Below are 15,095 nucleotides of genomic sequence, written 5' to 3'. Positions count from 1 at the left end.
CCTCTTTCGAGGGAACAAACCCAATAACTTTGTTGTAATTCGCAGATTAAATACTGTTATCCTTCACAACTAGCACATTCTTTCTTTTGCTTAAATTTCTGTGCTGCATTCATACTGTGTTGGTAATACAATGATTTAACACCTAGTTTCCATGCGTTAACATAAATTTTATTAATGTCTTTAACTGGCATATCTGGATGCACCATAATATTTAAAGATTGACCTTGATCTATATGATATTGCCTGTTTGCTGCCTGATAAATAATAGTCATTTGATCAATTTCAGAATAAGTTTTAAACACATCTTTTTCATGATCTGTTAGTTCTTCTAAATGTTGAACAGAACCATCATAATCACGAATACTTCTCCAAATTTCAGGTGTATTTAATCCTTTCTCTTCTAAAAGTTCTAATAGATAAGGGTTTTTAATCGTAGTTTTTATTTTCGCAATATCTTTCACATAACTATTAGACCAAATTGGTTCAATACCTTGAGATACTTGTCCTAAAATAAAAGCCGACGATGTTGTTGGCGCTACTGCATTCAAAGTTGTGTTACGTCTTCCGTAGCCTTTTAATACTTCTGGCTCACCAAATAATTTAGCCAATTCTACAGATGCTTTTTGTGATTTATCTTGAATCGTTTTAAATATTTCGCTATTCAAATTAAAAGCTTCTTGACTATCAAAACCTAGCATTTTAGATTGTAATAACGAGTGCCAACCTAAAGCTCCCATCCCTAAAGCTCTATTTTCTTTTGCGAAATTATAAGCCTTTTCCATAAACAAAAATGTTTGTCTATCGTCACGATCTAAAGAATCTCTGTAAACTTCTAATTTAGTGATAAACTCTTCCAGAACCGCATCTAAAAAGTACACCATGGTTTCAACTGCATCAGTATCTTTCCATTTATCATAATGCAATAGGTTTATTGAAGACAGTACACATACAAAAGACCATTTCTCATTTGTAGGCAACATGATTTCTGAACACAAGTTACTTGCGTAAATTTCATGATTTTTATCTTTATAAACGTCTGGCGCATTGTTATTAGCGTTGTCTCTAAAGAATATGTATGGATATCCTATTTCGCCTCTACGCTGTAAAACTTTTGCCCAAATTGCTCTTTTATCAGTATCTCCAGCAATCATTTCTTCCATCCATTTATTTCCAACGGTCACACCATGTGTTAACTCTTGAATTGGATTTCCTTCCGTTCCTATTTCTAAAAACTCATGAATATCGTTATGCTCAATTGGCAAATATGGAGAAAAACGACCTCGTCTTACAGAACCTTGACTTACAACATCCACCATTTTCTCAAACAACTGCATTATATGTACAGCTCCAGAAGATTCTCCATTATTTTTTACTGGCGCACCTCTATGACGTAATTTGCCGAAGTAACCAGAGGTTCCACCCCCTAATTTAGACATCATTCCTACTTCCGATTGTGTGTACAGGATATCTCCCATGTCATCAGAAATATGCGACCCAAAACAACTAATTGGTAAGCCACGTTTTTTTCCAAAATTAGACCATACTGGAGATGCTAATGAGTAATAGCCCTCTGCCATATATCCATAAAACTTATCTGCAAAACCATCGATTTTTAAAATTCTCTCTGCATTTTCTGCAATTTCTCTAATACGCTCTTCAGGCTTAGTATCTTCTGTAAGATAACCAGATGATAAAAATTTACGACTGTGTTCTGTTAACCATTTTATTTCTGGTTGTGCAGCAGTCTTAGCTTCTTTTATAGCCTCTTTTCTGGCTTTTAATAATTCATCGTGGTTAGAAGTTTTTGAAGTTTCTAAATTTACGTTTTGGTCAATTTCTAGATTAGTGTTTTCGCTCATGGTTTAAAATAGGTCGTCGCTAGTTATACTTTTTGTTCTTTTACTGTAGTTTACGGAACGCTTCACGAAGAAATCCCCATGCTTTGTTCCTATTATTTCATCGTCAAACCATTCGGTTTGCTCTAATAATATTTCGTTTACATCGAATACTTTTTCGATACCAATGCTTTCTAATGAATTATTAAATCTGTTTTTTATAAACTCATTAATAACATCTTTTGATAAAAACTCTAATTCACCAGCTTCAAAAATCCAATCCACAAGTTTACTTTCCGACACAAACGCTTCCTTACATAATTCTCTCACTATGGCACTATGCTCTTCGCCAAACCAAGTTGGGTTTTCATCTTTTATAATTCTAATAATATCAATACCGAAATCTCCATGAATTTGCTCTTCTTTTGAAGTTGCTTCAACAACATTAGAAACACCTTTAAGCATGTTTTTGTGTTTGTTGAAAGCCATAATTATTAAAAACTGAGAAAATAAAGACACGTGCTCTATAAAAAGAGAAAACAATAAAATAGACTCTGCATACTCTTTATTATCCTCACTTTTCGCATTTTTTAAAGCGGTTTCTAAATAATGAACACGTCTCATTATTACCGGCTTTTTCTTAAGGTGCTTAAATTCATTATTAAGACCTAAAATTTCCAATAAATGTGAATAAGCATCATGGTGGCGCACTTCACTTTCTGCAAAAGTTGCCCCTACCGATCCTATTTCTGGTTTTGGCATTTTATTGTAAATCTCTCCCCAAAAAGATTTTACTGCAACTTCAATTTGAGAAATAGCAAGCATTGTATTTTTTATTGCATTTTGCTCTACAATAGTTAGCCTTGTTTTAAAATCTTGAATATCACTTGTAAAATTGAATTCAGAATGAATCCAATAGGAATGCCTAATAGCATCTACATATTCATTAAGCGCAGGGTATTCATAAGGCTTCAAGTTAATACGCTTTTCAAAAATATTTGTTTTTCTGCTTCTAGCTTGCTCGTCTCTGTATAATATGTATGCTTTTGCTACACCAGGAAAAGAACTTGTCATTAATGTTTCCTCAACAAGGTCTTGCACCTCTTCAACAGTAGGTAAATAATTATAATCTATCGCTTTTCTATCCAACAATTTTTGTAAAACATTTACAGAAATTGAGTTTGCATCTTCCTTAGTCCCGTTTCCAACAGAAATCATTGCTTTCTCAATAGCATTTGAAATTTTATTTAAAACAAAAGGACTTGTTTCATAGTCTCTCTTTATAATTTGAGTAATCTCCATAAGAAGTTTTAATTTAAAGGATTAAATAGTTAATAGAATATTAATTGATTTTCTAAATTTATTTGGCAATCCAAATACTAGCTTCTTGCTTTTTGTACCATTCCCTAATAATATCGTGTTGGATAGAAAAAAACAAAATAATCCTTGTTTTTTTTGAAGGGAAAGTTCAATTGCTTGAGACATAGTTAAATGGACTTTTTAATAAATTTTAACGAAAATTATTTACGTTTCGGGATTACAAAGATTGTAAAATGATTGATACATTTTTAAAAAAAATGGAAACGTTTTCAACAAGTTTTTAACAAACAATAAAAAGATTAAAAATGAATAAGTTTGCAAAAAAAATGATTAAAATATTGATTATCAATATTTTATATTTTTCGTAAAACAAAAAAGTTTACAAAAAAAAATCAAGTTTTAAGCATAAAAGCCTTTGTTTATAAGGCTTTTTCTAAAGTTTTTTTATTGAAATTTTGGGTGTTAAAAAGTTTTTGCAACCTTTTCTAATTCGGTATACCAATCTTCACCAAATTTGCGTATTAAGGCCTCTTTTACAAATTTATAAACTGGCACTCCTAATTCTTCTCCAAGCTCACATGCATCATCACAAATTTGCCATTTATGATAATTTACTCCAGAAAATTCTGTGTAATCTCGAACTCGAACTGGATACAAATGACAAGAAATAGGTTTTTTCCAAGAAATTTCTCCTTGGTTATATGCCTCTTCAATAGCACAAAGTGCAGTTTCGTTTTCATCAAAAATAACATATGCACAATCAGCCCCATTTATTAATGGAGTTTCAAAATCACCATCTTCAGTTGTTGTGTAAATACCTTGCTTTTCGATAGCACTAATACCTTCTTCTCGCAAAAAAGGTTTTACTTTTGGATAAATTTCGCTAAGAATTTCTGTTTCTTCTTTATCTAACGGTGCTCCAGCATCACCGTCCACACAACAAGCACCTTTACATGCACTTAAATTACACAAAAAGTCTTTTTTAATAATATCTTCTGAAACTATAGTTTTTCCTAACTGAAACATAAAATTATCTCTAAAAATAATTTACAAAAATAACTAATATTTGACTTTATTTTTAAGATAATTCAGTTTTAATACTATATTTTTGCGGAAAATTTAAAACTCATTATAATGCAACTTAATTTTAAAGAAATAATTACTGCATTTATGATATTATTTGCTGTAATTGATATTGTTGGAAACATTCCTATTGTTATCGATTTACGTAAAAAAGTAGGCAAAATAGAAAGCGGAAAAGCATCGATAGTCGCTGGTTGTATTATGATTGTTTTTCTATTTCTTGGAAAAAGCATTTTAAATCTTATTGGGATTGATGTCAATTCTTTTGCTGTTGCTGGTGCTTTTATTTTATTTTTTATCGCTTTAGAAATGATATTAGGTATTACCCTATACAAACAAGAAGAAACTAACCCAATGACTGCCTCAATTTTTCCATTAGCTTTTCCTTTAATGGCTGGACCTGGAAGCTTAACAACGTTGTTATCATTGCGCGCTGAATTTAGAGTTGAAAATATTATCGTTGCTATAATTCTAAACGTTCTTTTTATATTTGTAGTCTTGAAGACATCTTCAAGAATAGAACGCTTTTTAGGCGCCAATGGCATTAGTATTGTCAGAAAAGTTTTTGGTGTAATTTTACTGGCTATTGCTGTTAAATTATTTGCTCATAATATTAAAGTCCTATTTACATAACATGAAATACTTTGCATACATCATTATAATTATTGCCTTTGGCCTAGGTGTTTTCAATGCTAGAGAAATAGATCCAAACGCTCCTTTTCAAGGTCAAAGCATGGTTGGACTTATAACTGTTTTAGCATCACTTTGCGCTATTGTTTTAATGTTAATATTATTAACTTCAAAACGTATTGAAGAAAAAGTAAAAAACCGAAAGTAATATGTATGATGTTTTAATAGTTGGCGGAGGAGCTGCTGGATTATCTTGTGCTTTGGTTTTAGGTTCAGCAAAAGACAAACCTTTTGCTAATAACAAAAGCATCGGAATTATTACTCACCAAAAAACATCACATCTTCAAACTGCATTATTTAATAACGTTTTAGGGTTAACACCTGGCACTACAGGAGCTTCAATTTTAGAGAGTGGTAAAGCACAACTTTCAAGTTTATATCCACATGTTCAGCAAATTGAAACAGAAAAGGTTCTAGAGGTTTCAAAAATCGAACATCATTTTGAAGTCAAAACCAACAAGAATACCTACAAATCTAAAATAGTTGTAATTACAGTAGGTTATACCAATTTAATGCGTATTAAAGGTTTAGAAAAACATATTGAACCACACCCAAGAGCTGCGATTAAAAAAGACCGAATTTGGTTAAAAAATAAAGATCATTTAATAGAAGAAAACCTTTACGTAGCAGGCACTTTAGCTGGATGGCGTAGTCAATTTTCTATAGCTTCCGGAAGTGGCGCACATGTGGCTACTGATATTTTAACGCTTTGGAATGGTGGCAAGCATACTAAGGTTCATGATAAGATTTCAGAATAGCTACATTAATACTTAGATTGACAAAGAAACATAAGGGTTTATAGAAAGGAAAGTTTAACGCAAAACAACAACTATGACTGCGACTAAAAAACTACTTCCCCTCACTCAACCTAATTACCTCATCAATCATAATATCATGTTGATTGATAACTTCCTCAAAAGCGCCATCGCCAAATAGTTGATCGGCAAGTGTAGCTTTTATGTATTGCTTTACTTCGTCATAATACGCTACAAAAGTAATTTTAGCATCAGATCTGATATTCAAATAGTCTTGAAACTCAGAAATCATGGCATCACTCACTATAAAAGTTTCTACAAATTCTTGTCTACTATAGTTTTTAAAAGCATCACGGTTTTTTTCTAAAGTTTCAAAAACAAAAAAACCAATAACACCTCTACGCTTTAAATAAGTAAGTGTTTCGTTTTCCATAGATTTATCTACAGGCACAAAAACATCAGGAATAATACCGCCACCACCATACACAATTTTCCCTTCGGGAGTTGTAAATTTTAAAGAATCAGCGACTTCAATTTTATCTCCATCAGAAAGTTCGCCTGTTTCTAATCTTTTATAATAATCTTCATAATAAGCTCTATTACCTTTGTCATAAGGACGTTGAATAGAACGCCCCGTAGGCGTGTAATACCTGGACACCGTTAAGCGCACCGCACTACCATCACCTAAATCCATTTCCTGTTGCACCAAGCCTTTTCCATAGGAACGACGTCCAACAATAGTCCCTTTATCATTATCCTGTAAAGCCCCTGCAACTATCTCACTTGCTGAAGCTGAATTTTCGTCTATTAATACATAAACAGAACCATCTTCAAAATCACCATCGCTAGTCGCAAAACTTTTCTCAATATGTCCGCGTTTGTTTTTCGTAAACAATAACAACTTATCGTCTTCTAAAAATTCATCAAGAATTTTTTCAGCTATTCCTAAAAAACCACCAGGGTTATCTCGTAAATCTAAAACAACTTGATTTGCTCCTTTATCTATTAATTTATCAAGTCCTTTTTTAAATTCTTTATATGTAGATTCAGCAAACCTATTAATTTTTATATAGCCTAAGTTTTCAGTAAGCATATATGATGCATCTACACTTTTTATTGGAATTTTACTGCGTTTCACTTTAAAATCCAAAAGTTCAGGTTCACCTTTTCGGTACACCTTTAAAGTGACATCAGAACTTAACGGCCCTTTCAATTTTTTAATAATCTCAGGATCACTCAAACGTTCACCATAAAGTGTATCGTTATCTGCCATCACAATTCTATCACCACCTCTAATACCAGCCTTTGCACTCGGCCCGTTTTCAATAGCACGAATCACCGCAATGGTATCTTTATACGTATAAAAACTCACGCCAATACCCACAAAATCACCTTTCATATTTTCGGTAACACGCGCTAAATCTTCTTTTGGAATATATACTGAATGCGGATCTAAATTCTCCAAAATACCATTAACCGTAACATCAACTATACTATCGGTATTTATCTCATCTACATAGTCGTAATCAATGAAATCTATAAGTCTATTGAGTTTCTCCTTTTTACTGTTAGATGAAAATAATCGGTCTGGCGCATCACTAAAATTTAGTTTTCCACCCACAAATATTCCGGCCGCAATAGCAACACCTATGAATAATGGTAGATATTTTTTCTGAAACATTATGCTTTTATATCTTCAATTAATTTTAATTCAATTCCTGCTTTTTCCAAAAATTTCAATCCCGAATCATCTTTATAACCCTGATGATACACCACTTTCACAATACCAGCTTGATGTATCAATTTACTACATTCCTTACACGGCGAAAGCGTAATATATAGCGTTGCCCCTTTACAAGATTGTGTAGATGCAGCAACTTTTAAAATAGCATTTGCCTCGGCATGCAACACATACCATTTGGTATAGCCCTCATCATCTTCACAAAAATTCTCAAAACCAGATGGCGTACCGTTGTAACCATCAGAAATTATCATTCTATCCTTCACAATAATTGCGCCAACCTGCTTACGCTCGCAATACGACAATTTCCCCCATTCCTTGGCAATACGTAAATAAGCCTTATCATATTTTAATTGTTTGTTTTCCTGCATTAATTTCTATTTGGGCGTTACCCTCAATTTATATTCCGAAAGATAAATAAACTTTCGTGTTCGGGTCAGGCTTTCTATTCCAATCTTTTTGCTTGTGCCTTACAAAAAGGATTTTCTCTGCAATCCTTAACGCAAAATACCATGAATGTATTTTAATTACAATTAAAGCCCGTTAAAGTTTTTACAAAAGTTAGCAACTAAATTTCAACATCTAGTCAAAAATACCATTATTTAAAAGCATTGGAATTACCAGTCCAATAACAACAGACGAAATTACCAATACCCAATCCCGTTTTGAGAATCTAAATATAGTCTGTACTAAATACCCTAAAAATAACACTAGGAATACAATAATAATTTGAGCAATTTCAATCCCAAAGCAAACTCTAAAAGCAATACCAATTTTTGTTTTGAATCTCCTAATAACATCTGAAATTCTCGTGCAAAACCCAAACCATGTATCAATCCAAAAAATAATGTTGTAAAAAACAATATACCTATCCTTTCCTTTTTAGGACCCTTACCAGCAGTAAACACATTAAAAACAGCAACAACTAAGATAGTAATAGGAATTAAAAGTTCAACCAAAGCACCACTTACTGACACAACATCGTAAACTGCTAAAACTAATGATAAGGTATGCCCAAGCGTAAACAATGACACGAGTAATAAAACGCGTTTCCAATCTCGAAAAATATAAGGAATAGTGAGCACCATCAAAAATAAAACATGATCGTAGGCGTTTATATCTAGTACATGCTTGGTACCTAATTCAACATTAAAAAGAAAATCGTTAAGCATAATATTAGATTTTAGGGTGCTTCAAATATACAATTAATCAAAACGTAAAAAAAGCAAACTATTACTCTATATTTGCATTAAATGATGATAAAAAGTAAGCCACTTATGTCTTTAAGATTTTTGGAATTTTAGGTATCTGTTTTATAGTATTATGTTGCAATAATTCAACTCAAAATACAACTGAATCTGATGATGATAAAAAAGTCATTAAAAACAGTATTCTTAGTGAAGCAGAAATATCAAAATTAAAATATATTGATTTCACTTTAGACTCCAGAGCTGAAGTTTTAGTCGAATCTTGGGAACCTTACTCAAGGCTTACAAACACAATTGAAAACATTAAAAAAGCTGACTTCTCATTTTTTGTTGACGATAACCATGCTACGTTTGAGCTCATAAAAGATTTAAGAAAAACCATTCCCAAGGAACTCAAAAATCAAGCTGTTTTAGCTAGAATTAAAATTATTGAAACCATGCTTTTTAAATTGGATGAAACTTCAAAATTCTCTAATATTACGAAGTCTGAACTTTCAAACATAGTAAAAGGTGTATTAGTATCATTCTCAAACTTAAACTTTCAATTGAATAAAAAATTAGAGAAAGATAGTCGACAAATTCAACGCCCAAATTAGTTCATAAAAAAAGCGTATTCTAAAAGAACACGCTTTAATAAATTAATTTTACAGCAATCTATTGCTTAGGCTGTGCTGCTTGAGCTTGCATAATTTGCTTTTGCCTTAACAACTCGTTTTTTGTAATTTGAATCAAGCTAAAATTTGGTGCTGCTTTTAAAGCTGCATCTAAAATATCAACTGCCGCATCAATATTATTTTTTCTGTCTTGAAACACATGTAACGCTTGTAAATACATAAAAGCACTTTTTAAATCTACCTGATAAGGTTGTTGCTTTTCGTAGTAAGCACGTTTCATATCTGGTTTGGAATTTGCCAAACCATAATTAATATGCTTTATGGATTCGTCTAGCTTTTGCAATTGCATGTTAAGTTCTGCTAATTCATAAGCCAACTCAGGACTAGGACTTCTTTTAAACATTTCATTAAAATGCACCAAAGCACGTTCTGGCTGTTTTACTGCCTTTAGTGACATAGCTTTTACTTCAACAGCAATATCAGAGTCGTCCACTTTTGGATCAATACCAATAGTGTTCAAGGCTTGCATGTATTGGTTCTCACTCATATAAATATACGCCAATGTATCTTTTCTTGCTTCGCTAGGCGCTTAACACGTTTAAATGTGTCATAGCATTAATAATTCCTTGAATATCTCCCTGTAATTGCATTTGGGTTTTATATGCTTCAAAATGTTTTATCAATTCAGCATTACTTTGTGCTCCTATTTGAAGCGCACTTACAAACACTAAAAGTGCTACTAATCTTTTCATCGTCTATCTAGTTTTATATTTAATTCCCAAAACTATGAAAATTTAACAGTTTTTCTCTTAAAAAGTTTATTAATTGTTGGTTAGAATAAGTATTGGGAGTTAAGAATTTGATTTAATTGCTAACAATTAAACAAGTATTTATAATTATTCAGATGTTTTACTATATTCAACCTCTTTTCCATTGGTTATTAAAATCATCTTTTTAGAATTTAAGTACTTAAGTTCAGAGATAAAACTTCCTGACAAATTGGTATATTTTAGTTTAAATCCGCTGTCATACTTAATTATTTCTACAAATGGATGATCATCCAAAACAATATATTCATTCTCATCGTCGGTTAACTCAACTTCAGTTAGATTACCCTTCCCTTTTTCAAACCAGTAATAATATCTAATTCTAAGATTCAGAATTTTTCATTTTCCAAAATCCATTAATATAAGTTTCAACCTCTCTTTCGGATTCACAACACTTTAAGTATTGTCCAAATAAACTAACAGGAAGTAACGTCAATATTAGAATCATCGTATTTTTCATATTCAAAAACTAAGGCACCAAAATAGTCTTCTTAACAACAACAGCATCATTCAAAACAAATGGTTTAGGTATCATACTTGAATATCTATCAGGAACTTCTAATGCCTCGTTTTCTAACAAATCGTAAGATGCTTCATATAACAGTATCTCTAATTTTTGATCTTTATGAAAACTAAAATTCATCTCTAGTGGTTCGTTATTGGACACATAATAGGTTAATAATCGGTTAGATTTTCGGTTATTGAAATCAAACTTACCATCTTCCTCAATTGTGAGTCCATTTATTTCTAAACTATCAAAAACAGTTGGATTTATCAACAAAAACAGCAATACGATGTACGTTTCGTTGTGGTGTAATACAAATGTCTACAAATTTAGAATCTTCAATAACAGTATCATTTACAACCTCAACAATAGGTTTTAAAATTGGAATTACATCGGTTTGTTTTGTAAACTTAATTTTAGTTCTATACTTACTAGATTGTACGTTTTGTTTATTAACATCGGATGCTACTTTATCAAAAAAATGTGCTGTCCAATCATCCAATCTATTATCATAAGTTGCCCATTTTGCAGTATTTTCATCAGCATCTAAAACATACAACAAACTGTTTGGTTTTGGACGCTCTCTAGTAAAATCACTCTTAAAATGTGCATTTATCAAACAACACAATCCCAAAAATAAAAACAGATAACTCCAACGTTTTTTATGTCTGAAATATGCAAAAACAGAAATTAATAATCCAAATATTAAAGCAATTAATACCGTAGACGAAACCAGCATTTTTAAACCTAACCCAACTGAGGAATTGCTGCACCAATGGCGAAAAAACAAATAAGGTTGGAAAACCCAACAAAGCCATAACAATCAATCTTGGTTTACTTCTTCTTAACAACACAAAAAAGCTCAACAACCCAAATAACACAGGAATAATAAAAAAGCTTGCGCCTGCTAATTTAAAACTTAAAACACCACATATTATCAACCAAAAAATAAAGGTGCAACTAGTAAACTTGCAGCATTTTCTGGTTTATAAACTTTACTGTAGACGAATAAGCAAATAGCTATAGACAAACATACAAATGCACCAATATAAATATGACCATTATAGGTAAACCCTGTAGTATTTCTCCATATTCTGGATAAATAAGCTGTATTAATTTCCAGCCAAAAACCCCAACTAATCCACATATAACTAAGGCTGTAAAAAAGCTGCAAAACCTCTAGCAACAGGTTTTATCTCAATAGTCCTGTGTTTAAATCCATAAATAATTAAACCTGTAAACACCAATACAGCAAGCATAAATAGTGGTAAAATCCATGAAAAGGGATACGTTATCATTTTAAAAAAGGGCACATTAAAATAAACAGAATCGTCTATACTTTTTAATGTATTTAAATCGGTATCAGCAAAATAACTCAGTAGAGGCATTAAATAACTGCCTTGGTGCTCTAAAGTGCATTTCGGTCTAACCGCTCATAAGTATCTAAACTGGTGTGGTAATCAAAATGATCATCAATAAATGCAAAATTGAACCCATCAATATCGCCATCTTCTCTAAATCGTGTTAAATCAGTATCATTTGGTAAAATTTTATACAGACTATAAAACAATGAATTTCCCAAGGGATATTCTGGATTTGCTTCTGTAAATGCCTTAATTAAATTCGCATTCCCCTTATTAGTTTCAGCAAACATAATACTTGATACCACCGCTACCTCTTGCTTCAAAATTCAATACAATCCCAACATCTTTTGCCCAAGGGTGTTTGTTTGCAAAAATATCTGCACCGCTAAGTCCTAATTCTTCTGCATCGGTAACTAAAACTATAATGTCATTTTTCGGTGTTTTATTTTTGCTTAAAAAAGCCCTAAGTCCTTCTAAAATAGTAACCACTCCGGAGCCAGCATCACTAGCTCCAAAGAAGAATGCGGATCACTATCATAATGTGTTAAGAGCAAAACCGCCTTTCCTTTTTCTTTGCCTTTTAATCTTCCTAAGATGTTTATAGGTTTAGCAAACTCGCCAACTTCATCAATAGAAAATCCTTCTTGAACTTCTGTTTCTAGTCCTAGATTCTGTAAGTTTTTCAAAATATATTCGCGAACTTCAGTATGTGCAACACTACCCGAATAGTGTTTTTCTTTTGAAATTTCTTTAAGATGAATTAATGCTCTTTGAGTCGAAAATTGGTTATCAGGAGCATCAATAGCAGATATTTTATTGGGGATAATTGATGAAAAACTCCAATAAATGGCTAAAAATATCAATAACAGCGCAATAGCTTTTTTTATCATAATTTTAATTTAGTTTTTCCGTATTTATAAAAGTACATAATTTAAGATTTACATTTTAACATAAAAACATACTTTTAGGAAAACTAAAAAAAATTACCTACATTTAGTTTTACTAAAAAATCTAACATATTATGGCTATAAAAAGTTTTTCAAGGGGCGAGAAGACAGCAAACAAATGATGATGATACACCCCTAAAAGTAAGTGACTACATGACAAGGGATTTGATAACATTTACTCAAGATCAAACTATAGAAAATGTAATGCAAACCTTAATAACCAATAACATTTCGGGTGGCCCCGTGGTAAATGATAAAGACGAATTGGTTGGTGTTATTTCTGAAACAGATTGTATTAAACAAATTAGCGAAAGCCGCTACTACAATATGCCAATGCAAGATAAAACCATTGAAAAATATATCACTACTGATGTTGATACTATAGATGGTAATATGAATATTTTTGATGCAGCTACAAAATTCTTCGAAAGCAAAAGAAGACGTTTTTCCTATTGTTGAAGAAGGAAAATTGGTAGGACAAATTAGTCAAAAAGATGTTTTAAAAGCTGCCATGAAACTTAAAGGGCAGACTTGGAAATAAAACTTGAAATTAAATTTCAAAAACAACTTATTCCAATAAAAAAAAAACAAAGAGCAAGCCTGAAGCCTATAAACAATTCTATAGTTGCTTTGTGTTTACTCTCTTGCTATTGGCAAATCTGTAATTATAATTTTGTATTTACCATCACTTTCTAGGGTTGCAATTTTAGAATAGTTGTAACCCGTTATTTTTGTATCTAAAACCTTCCATTTTGCAACACCTCCAACAGTAACAGTTTCTCCTACTTCTAAAATACGCTCAGAATATCGCAACCTTTTATTAAAGCCTAAAATGTTTTCACCTCTTAATGTGAAATTCATTTAATAAGTTTTGAAATTCTGGTGAAGGATCGTTCAAAAAACCTGAAGACACAGTTTTATCTTCAACTAAATAACTTTTATATTTCTGTAGAGATTTTGAAGGTTTAATCATAACTACTTCTCCTTTTTTTCAATAAAAAAGTCTTGTATATCTTCTTTTTCAACTAAGGTTTTCCAATATGAGTTTTTACCACTACTCCTTTTTTGTTGGATTTAATTTAGTGACGTCACACATTTACGTTTGCTGAATGGCGCAACAAAAGGCTCGTGCACATGCAACACCTTTCCTGTAATTTTGGTAGGCTCGTTAGTTCTGAAAAGGATTGTAAAATTTCTTTGAGTTTGAATTTTTTAAGACCTCCTAAAATAGTCATTGCTTTTTCCGAAGTAATAGGTTAAAAAAGCAATTGTTATAATTACACAAACTATTAAAGGAATTATAATTTCTGGAGGCATTTACTTTGCAATGGTTTAATTATTAGTATATCGTTTTAAGCAATTGCTTACGGCGTTGCTCAACGCTTTTCGCTTTACTAAGGCATAATAATCGCCTTCAATTGGTAAATATCCTTGATCGTAAACAAAATAATACACCTTGCCTGCCTTTGTAGTGTATATACTTGTGAAATAATTAAAATCGAAACCTGCTTCAATAAGCGTGGCTTTAGACCGTGTGACTTTCTCGTCAGGATTAAGGCGTTCTAAAATTCGATGGTTTTTCTTAAACGATTATTAGTATTACGTATTAAGTTCTTGCTATCCTTATTAATTCGGTTATTGTATGAATTTCTACAACCGTCACTACAGAATTTTTATCAATTCTGCTACAATTTTCTCCCCACATTCTAAACATTGTTTTTCCATCACTATTCGTTTTCAATTTTATACCATCTTAGATTTAAGTCTTCTTCCTCAAAATAAAAATCTTCAATATAACTTAGTCCTATTTTTAAAAGCGCATTATGAGATGCTTGATTTCTCATTTCGGTCGTACCGTAAAGTCTTGATAGCTTTAAAACATTAAATGCATAATCCACAGCTGCTTTTCCAGATTCTGTAGCATAACCTTTGCCCCAATACCGTTTTATGAATCTGTAACCAACATCATAATATCTAGTAAACCCATTCATATTATATTCTGTGTTTAATCTAATTCCAGACCAACCAATAAAATCTCCTGTGTTCTTTTCAATAGCAGCAAAACGTCCGACACCCTTTCTTCATACTGTTTTAAAACACTTTCTATAATCTTCTGAGATTCTGCTTTTGTTTTGACAGGCTTATTTCCTAAATATTTATGCACTTCTGGATCAGAATCCAATTCAAACATGCCTTCTAAATCAGT

The 15,095-nt window shown here is 31.8% G+C and carries 20 protein-coding genes and 4 pseudogenes; 5 read left to right on the top strand and 19 right to left on the bottom strand.

Annotated features, from left to right (window positions below):
• Positions 1-56: 56 nt before the first annotated feature.
• From AC0L5U_RS16390 to AC0L5U_RS16380, 3 genes are all read right to left on the bottom strand, one after another.
• Positions 57-1,859, bottom strand: coding sequence for a ribonucleoside-diphosphate reductase subunit alpha (locus AC0L5U_RS16390; RefSeq protein WP_473417535.1), 1,803 nt, complete (start codon positions 1,857-1,859; stop codon positions 57-59).
• Positions 1,860-1,862: 3 nt separating this feature from the next.
• Positions 1,863-3,137 (bottom strand): ribonucleotide-diphosphate reductase subunit beta, encoded by a 1,275-nt coding sequence (locus tag AC0L5U_RS16385; RefSeq protein ID WP_473417534.1) that lies wholly within the window; start codon positions 3,135-3,137, stop codon positions 1,863-1,865.
• 480 nt (positions 3,138-3,617) lie between these two features.
• Entirely contained in the window at positions 3,618-4,181 is a 564-nt protein-coding gene (locus tag AC0L5U_RS16380) for a DUF3109 family protein (protein WP_473417533.1), read from the bottom strand.
• A gap of 108 nt (positions 4,182-4,289) precedes the next feature.
• Here AC0L5U_RS16380 and AC0L5U_RS16375 point away from each other — a divergent pair, with 108 nt between their 5' ends.
• Genes AC0L5U_RS16375 through AC0L5U_RS16365 form a run of 3 tightly spaced genes read left to right on the top strand, consistent with a single transcriptional unit; the run spans position 4,290 to position 5,686 of the window.
• Positions 4,290-4,871: a MarC family protein gene (locus tag AC0L5U_RS16375; RefSeq protein WP_473417532.1), complete on the top strand. Its 582-nt coding sequence runs from the start codon at positions 4,290-4,292 to the stop codon at positions 4,869-4,871.
• A 1-nt stretch (position 4,872) separates the two neighbouring features.
• Positions 4,873-5,076, top strand: coding sequence for a hypothetical protein (locus AC0L5U_RS16370; protein WP_473417531.1), 204 nt, complete (start codon positions 4,873-4,875; stop codon positions 5,074-5,076).
• 1 nt (position 5,077) lies between these two features.
• Positions 5,078-5,686 carry an FAD-dependent oxidoreductase gene (locus AC0L5U_RS16365; RefSeq protein ID WP_473417530.1) on the top strand — a complete coding sequence of 203 codons (609 nt, stop codon included), beginning with the start codon at positions 5,078-5,080 and terminating at the stop codon, positions 5,684-5,686.
• Positions 5,687-5,777: 91 nt separating this feature from the next.
• Here AC0L5U_RS16365 and AC0L5U_RS16360 read toward each other — a convergent pair whose 3' ends face one another.
• The 3 genes and pseudogenes from AC0L5U_RS16360 to AC0L5U_RS16350 all read right to left on the bottom strand — a co-directional run bounded on the left by AC0L5U_RS16360 (position 5,778) and on the right by AC0L5U_RS16350 (position 8,596).
• The gene (locus AC0L5U_RS16360; protein WP_473417529.1) at positions 5,778-7,364 is read right to left on the bottom strand and encodes a S41 family peptidase; all 1,587 of its coding nucleotides are present in this window, start codon (positions 7,362-7,364) and stop codon (positions 5,778-5,780) included.
• Entirely contained in the window at positions 7,364-7,795 is a 432-nt protein-coding gene (locus tag AC0L5U_RS16355) for a deoxycytidylate deaminase (RefSeq protein ID WP_473417528.1), read from the bottom strand. Before AC0L5U_RS16355 ends, AC0L5U_RS16360 begins: the two co-directional genes overlap by 1 nt.
• 211 nt (positions 7,796-8,006) lie before the next feature.
• A pseudogene (locus AC0L5U_RS16350) lies at positions 8,007-8,596 on the bottom strand (HupE/UreJ family protein).
• Positions 8,597-9,069: 473 nt separating this feature from the next.
• Between AC0L5U_RS16350 and AC0L5U_RS16345 the strand changes: the two are divergent.
• Positions 9,070-9,228 (top strand): hypothetical protein, encoded by a 159-nt coding sequence (locus AC0L5U_RS16345; RefSeq protein WP_473417527.1) that lies wholly within the window; start codon positions 9,070-9,072, stop codon positions 9,226-9,228.
• A gap of 58 nt (positions 9,229-9,286) precedes the next feature.
• Here the strand turns inward: AC0L5U_RS16345 and AC0L5U_RS16340 are convergent, their stop codons facing one another.
• From AC0L5U_RS16340 to AC0L5U_RS16295, 10 genes are all read right to left on the bottom strand, one after another.
• The gene (locus tag AC0L5U_RS16340) at positions 9,287-9,808 is read right to left on the bottom strand and encodes a hypothetical protein (protein WP_473417526.1); all 522 of its coding nucleotides are present in this window, start codon (positions 9,806-9,808) and stop codon (positions 9,287-9,289) included.
• A gap of 19 nt (positions 9,809-9,827) precedes the next feature.
• Entirely contained in the window at positions 9,828-9,998 is a 171-nt protein-coding gene (locus AC0L5U_RS16335) for a hypothetical protein (RefSeq protein ID WP_473417525.1), read from the bottom strand.
• Positions 9,999-10,142: 144 nt separating this feature from the next.
• On the bottom strand, positions 10,143-10,310 hold the full coding sequence (locus AC0L5U_RS16330) for a hypothetical protein (RefSeq protein WP_473417524.1): 168 nt from the start codon (positions 10,308-10,310) through the stop codon (positions 10,143-10,145).
• A 232-nt stretch (positions 10,311-10,542) separates the two neighbouring features.
• Positions 10,543-10,854, bottom strand: a complete 312-nt coding sequence (locus tag AC0L5U_RS16325; RefSeq protein ID WP_473417523.1) for a hypothetical protein — start codon at positions 10,852-10,854, stop codon at positions 10,543-10,545.
• Positions 10,829-11,317 carry a hypothetical protein gene (locus tag AC0L5U_RS16320; protein WP_473417522.1) on the bottom strand — a complete coding sequence of 163 codons (489 nt, stop codon included), beginning with the start codon at positions 11,315-11,317 and terminating at the stop codon, positions 10,829-10,831. The genes AC0L5U_RS16325 and AC0L5U_RS16320 overlap by 26 nt, the downstream gene beginning before the upstream one ends.
• 198 nt (positions 11,318-11,515) lie before the next feature.
• Positions 11,516-11,725 carry a hypothetical protein gene (locus tag AC0L5U_RS16315; RefSeq protein WP_473417521.1) on the bottom strand — a complete coding sequence of 70 codons (210 nt, stop codon included), beginning with the start codon at positions 11,723-11,725 and terminating at the stop codon, positions 11,516-11,518.
• A gap of 4 nt (positions 11,726-11,729) precedes the next feature.
• Positions 11,730-11,966, bottom strand: coding sequence for a hypothetical protein (locus AC0L5U_RS16310; protein ID WP_473417520.1), 237 nt, complete (start codon positions 11,964-11,966; stop codon positions 11,730-11,732).
• A gap of 20 nt (positions 11,967-11,986) precedes the next feature.
• Positions 11,987-12,265, bottom strand: a complete 279-nt coding sequence (locus AC0L5U_RS16305) for a M28 family peptidase (RefSeq protein WP_473417519.1) — start codon at positions 12,263-12,265, stop codon at positions 11,987-11,989.
• Positions 12,222-12,431: a M28 family peptidase gene (locus tag AC0L5U_RS16300; protein ID WP_473417518.1), complete on the bottom strand. Its 210-nt coding sequence runs from the start codon at positions 12,429-12,431 to the stop codon at positions 12,222-12,224. Before AC0L5U_RS16300 ends, AC0L5U_RS16305 begins: the two co-directional genes overlap by 44 nt.
• On the bottom strand, positions 12,416-12,832 hold the full coding sequence (locus AC0L5U_RS16295) for a hypothetical protein (protein ID WP_473417517.1): 417 nt from the start codon (positions 12,830-12,832) through the stop codon (positions 12,416-12,418). Before AC0L5U_RS16295 ends, AC0L5U_RS16300 begins: the two co-directional genes overlap by 16 nt.
• 141 nt (positions 12,833-12,973) lie before the next feature.
• Here AC0L5U_RS16295 and AC0L5U_RS16290 point away from each other — a divergent pair.
• Positions 12,974-13,430 (top strand): annotated as a pseudogene (locus AC0L5U_RS16290) (CBS domain-containing protein); the annotation flags it as partial.
• 95 nt (positions 13,431-13,525) lie between these two features.
• On the opposite strand, the gene AC0L5U_RS16285 reads toward AC0L5U_RS16290, so the two are convergent.
• The 3 genes and pseudogenes from AC0L5U_RS16285 to AC0L5U_RS16275 form a co-directional block, all read right to left on the bottom strand.
• Entirely contained in the window at positions 13,526-13,750 is a 225-nt protein-coding gene (locus AC0L5U_RS16285) for a hypothetical protein (RefSeq protein ID WP_473417516.1), read from the bottom strand.
• A 471-nt stretch (positions 13,751-14,221) separates the two neighbouring features.
• Positions 14,222-14,614: pseudogene (locus tag AC0L5U_RS16280) on the bottom strand (hypothetical protein).
• A 2-nt stretch (positions 14,615-14,616) separates the two neighbouring features.
• Positions 14,617-15,080: pseudogene (locus AC0L5U_RS16275) on the bottom strand (GNAT family N-acetyltransferase).
• Positions 15,081-15,095: the final 15 nt, after the last annotated feature.

It is taken from the genome of Jejuia sp. G7-7, from assembly GCF_055808955.1.
This window is presented reverse-complemented; position numbering and strand designations above follow the sequence as displayed.

Bases quoted from the DNA above. Each gene is read 5' to 3' on its own strand.
- AC0L5U_RS16370 (WP_473417531.1), top strand. From the start codon at position 4,873: ATGAAATACTTTGCATACATCATTATAATTATTGCCTTTGGCCTAGGT.
- AC0L5U_RS16285 (WP_473417516.1), bottom strand. From the start codon at position 13,750: ATGAATTTCACATTAAGAGGTGAAAACATTTTAGGCTTTAATAAAAGG.
- AC0L5U_RS16360 (WP_473417529.1), bottom strand. From the start codon at position 7,364: ATGTTTCAGAAAAAATATCTACCATTATTCATAGGTGTTGCTATTGCG.
- AC0L5U_RS16320 (WP_473417522.1), bottom strand. From the start codon at position 11,317: ATGCTGGTTTCGTCTACGGTATTAATTGCTTTAATATTTGGATTATTA.
- AC0L5U_RS16310 (WP_473417520.1), bottom strand. From the start codon at position 11,966: ATGCCTCTACTGAGTTATTTTGCTGATACCGATTTAAATACATTAAAA.
- AC0L5U_RS16375 (WP_473417532.1), top strand. From the start codon at position 4,290: ATGCAACTTAATTTTAAAGAAATAATTACTGCATTTATGATATTATTT.
- AC0L5U_RS16390 (WP_473417535.1), bottom strand. From the start codon at position 1,859: ATGAGCGAAAACACTAATCTAGAAATTGACCAAAACGTAAATTTAGAA.
- AC0L5U_RS16315 (WP_473417521.1), bottom strand. From the start codon at position 11,725: ATGTGGATTAGTTGGGGTTTTTGGCTGGAAATTAATACAGCTTATTTA.
- AC0L5U_RS16345 (WP_473417527.1), top strand. From the start codon at position 9,070: ATGCTTTTTAAATTGGATGAAACTTCAAAATTCTCTAATATTACGAAG.
- AC0L5U_RS16365 (WP_473417530.1), top strand. From the start codon at position 5,078: ATGTATGATGTTTTAATAGTTGGCGGAGGAGCTGCTGGATTATCTTGT.
- AC0L5U_RS16355 (WP_473417528.1), bottom strand. From the start codon at position 7,795: ATGCAGGAAAACAAACAATTAAAATATGATAAGGCTTATTTACGTATT.
- AC0L5U_RS16335 (WP_473417525.1), bottom strand. From the start codon at position 9,998: ATGAAAAGATTAGTAGCACTTTTAGTGTTTGTAAGTGCGCTTCAAATA.
- AC0L5U_RS16295 (WP_473417517.1), bottom strand. From the start codon at position 12,832: ATGATAAAAAAAGCTATTGCGCTGTTATTGATATTTTTAGCCATTTAT.
- AC0L5U_RS16380 (WP_473417533.1), bottom strand. From the start codon at position 4,181: ATGTTTCAGTTAGGAAAAACTATAGTTTCAGAAGATATTATTAAAAAA.
- AC0L5U_RS16385 (WP_473417534.1), bottom strand. From the start codon at position 3,137: ATGGAGATTACTCAAATTATAAAGAGAGACTATGAAACAAGTCCTTTT.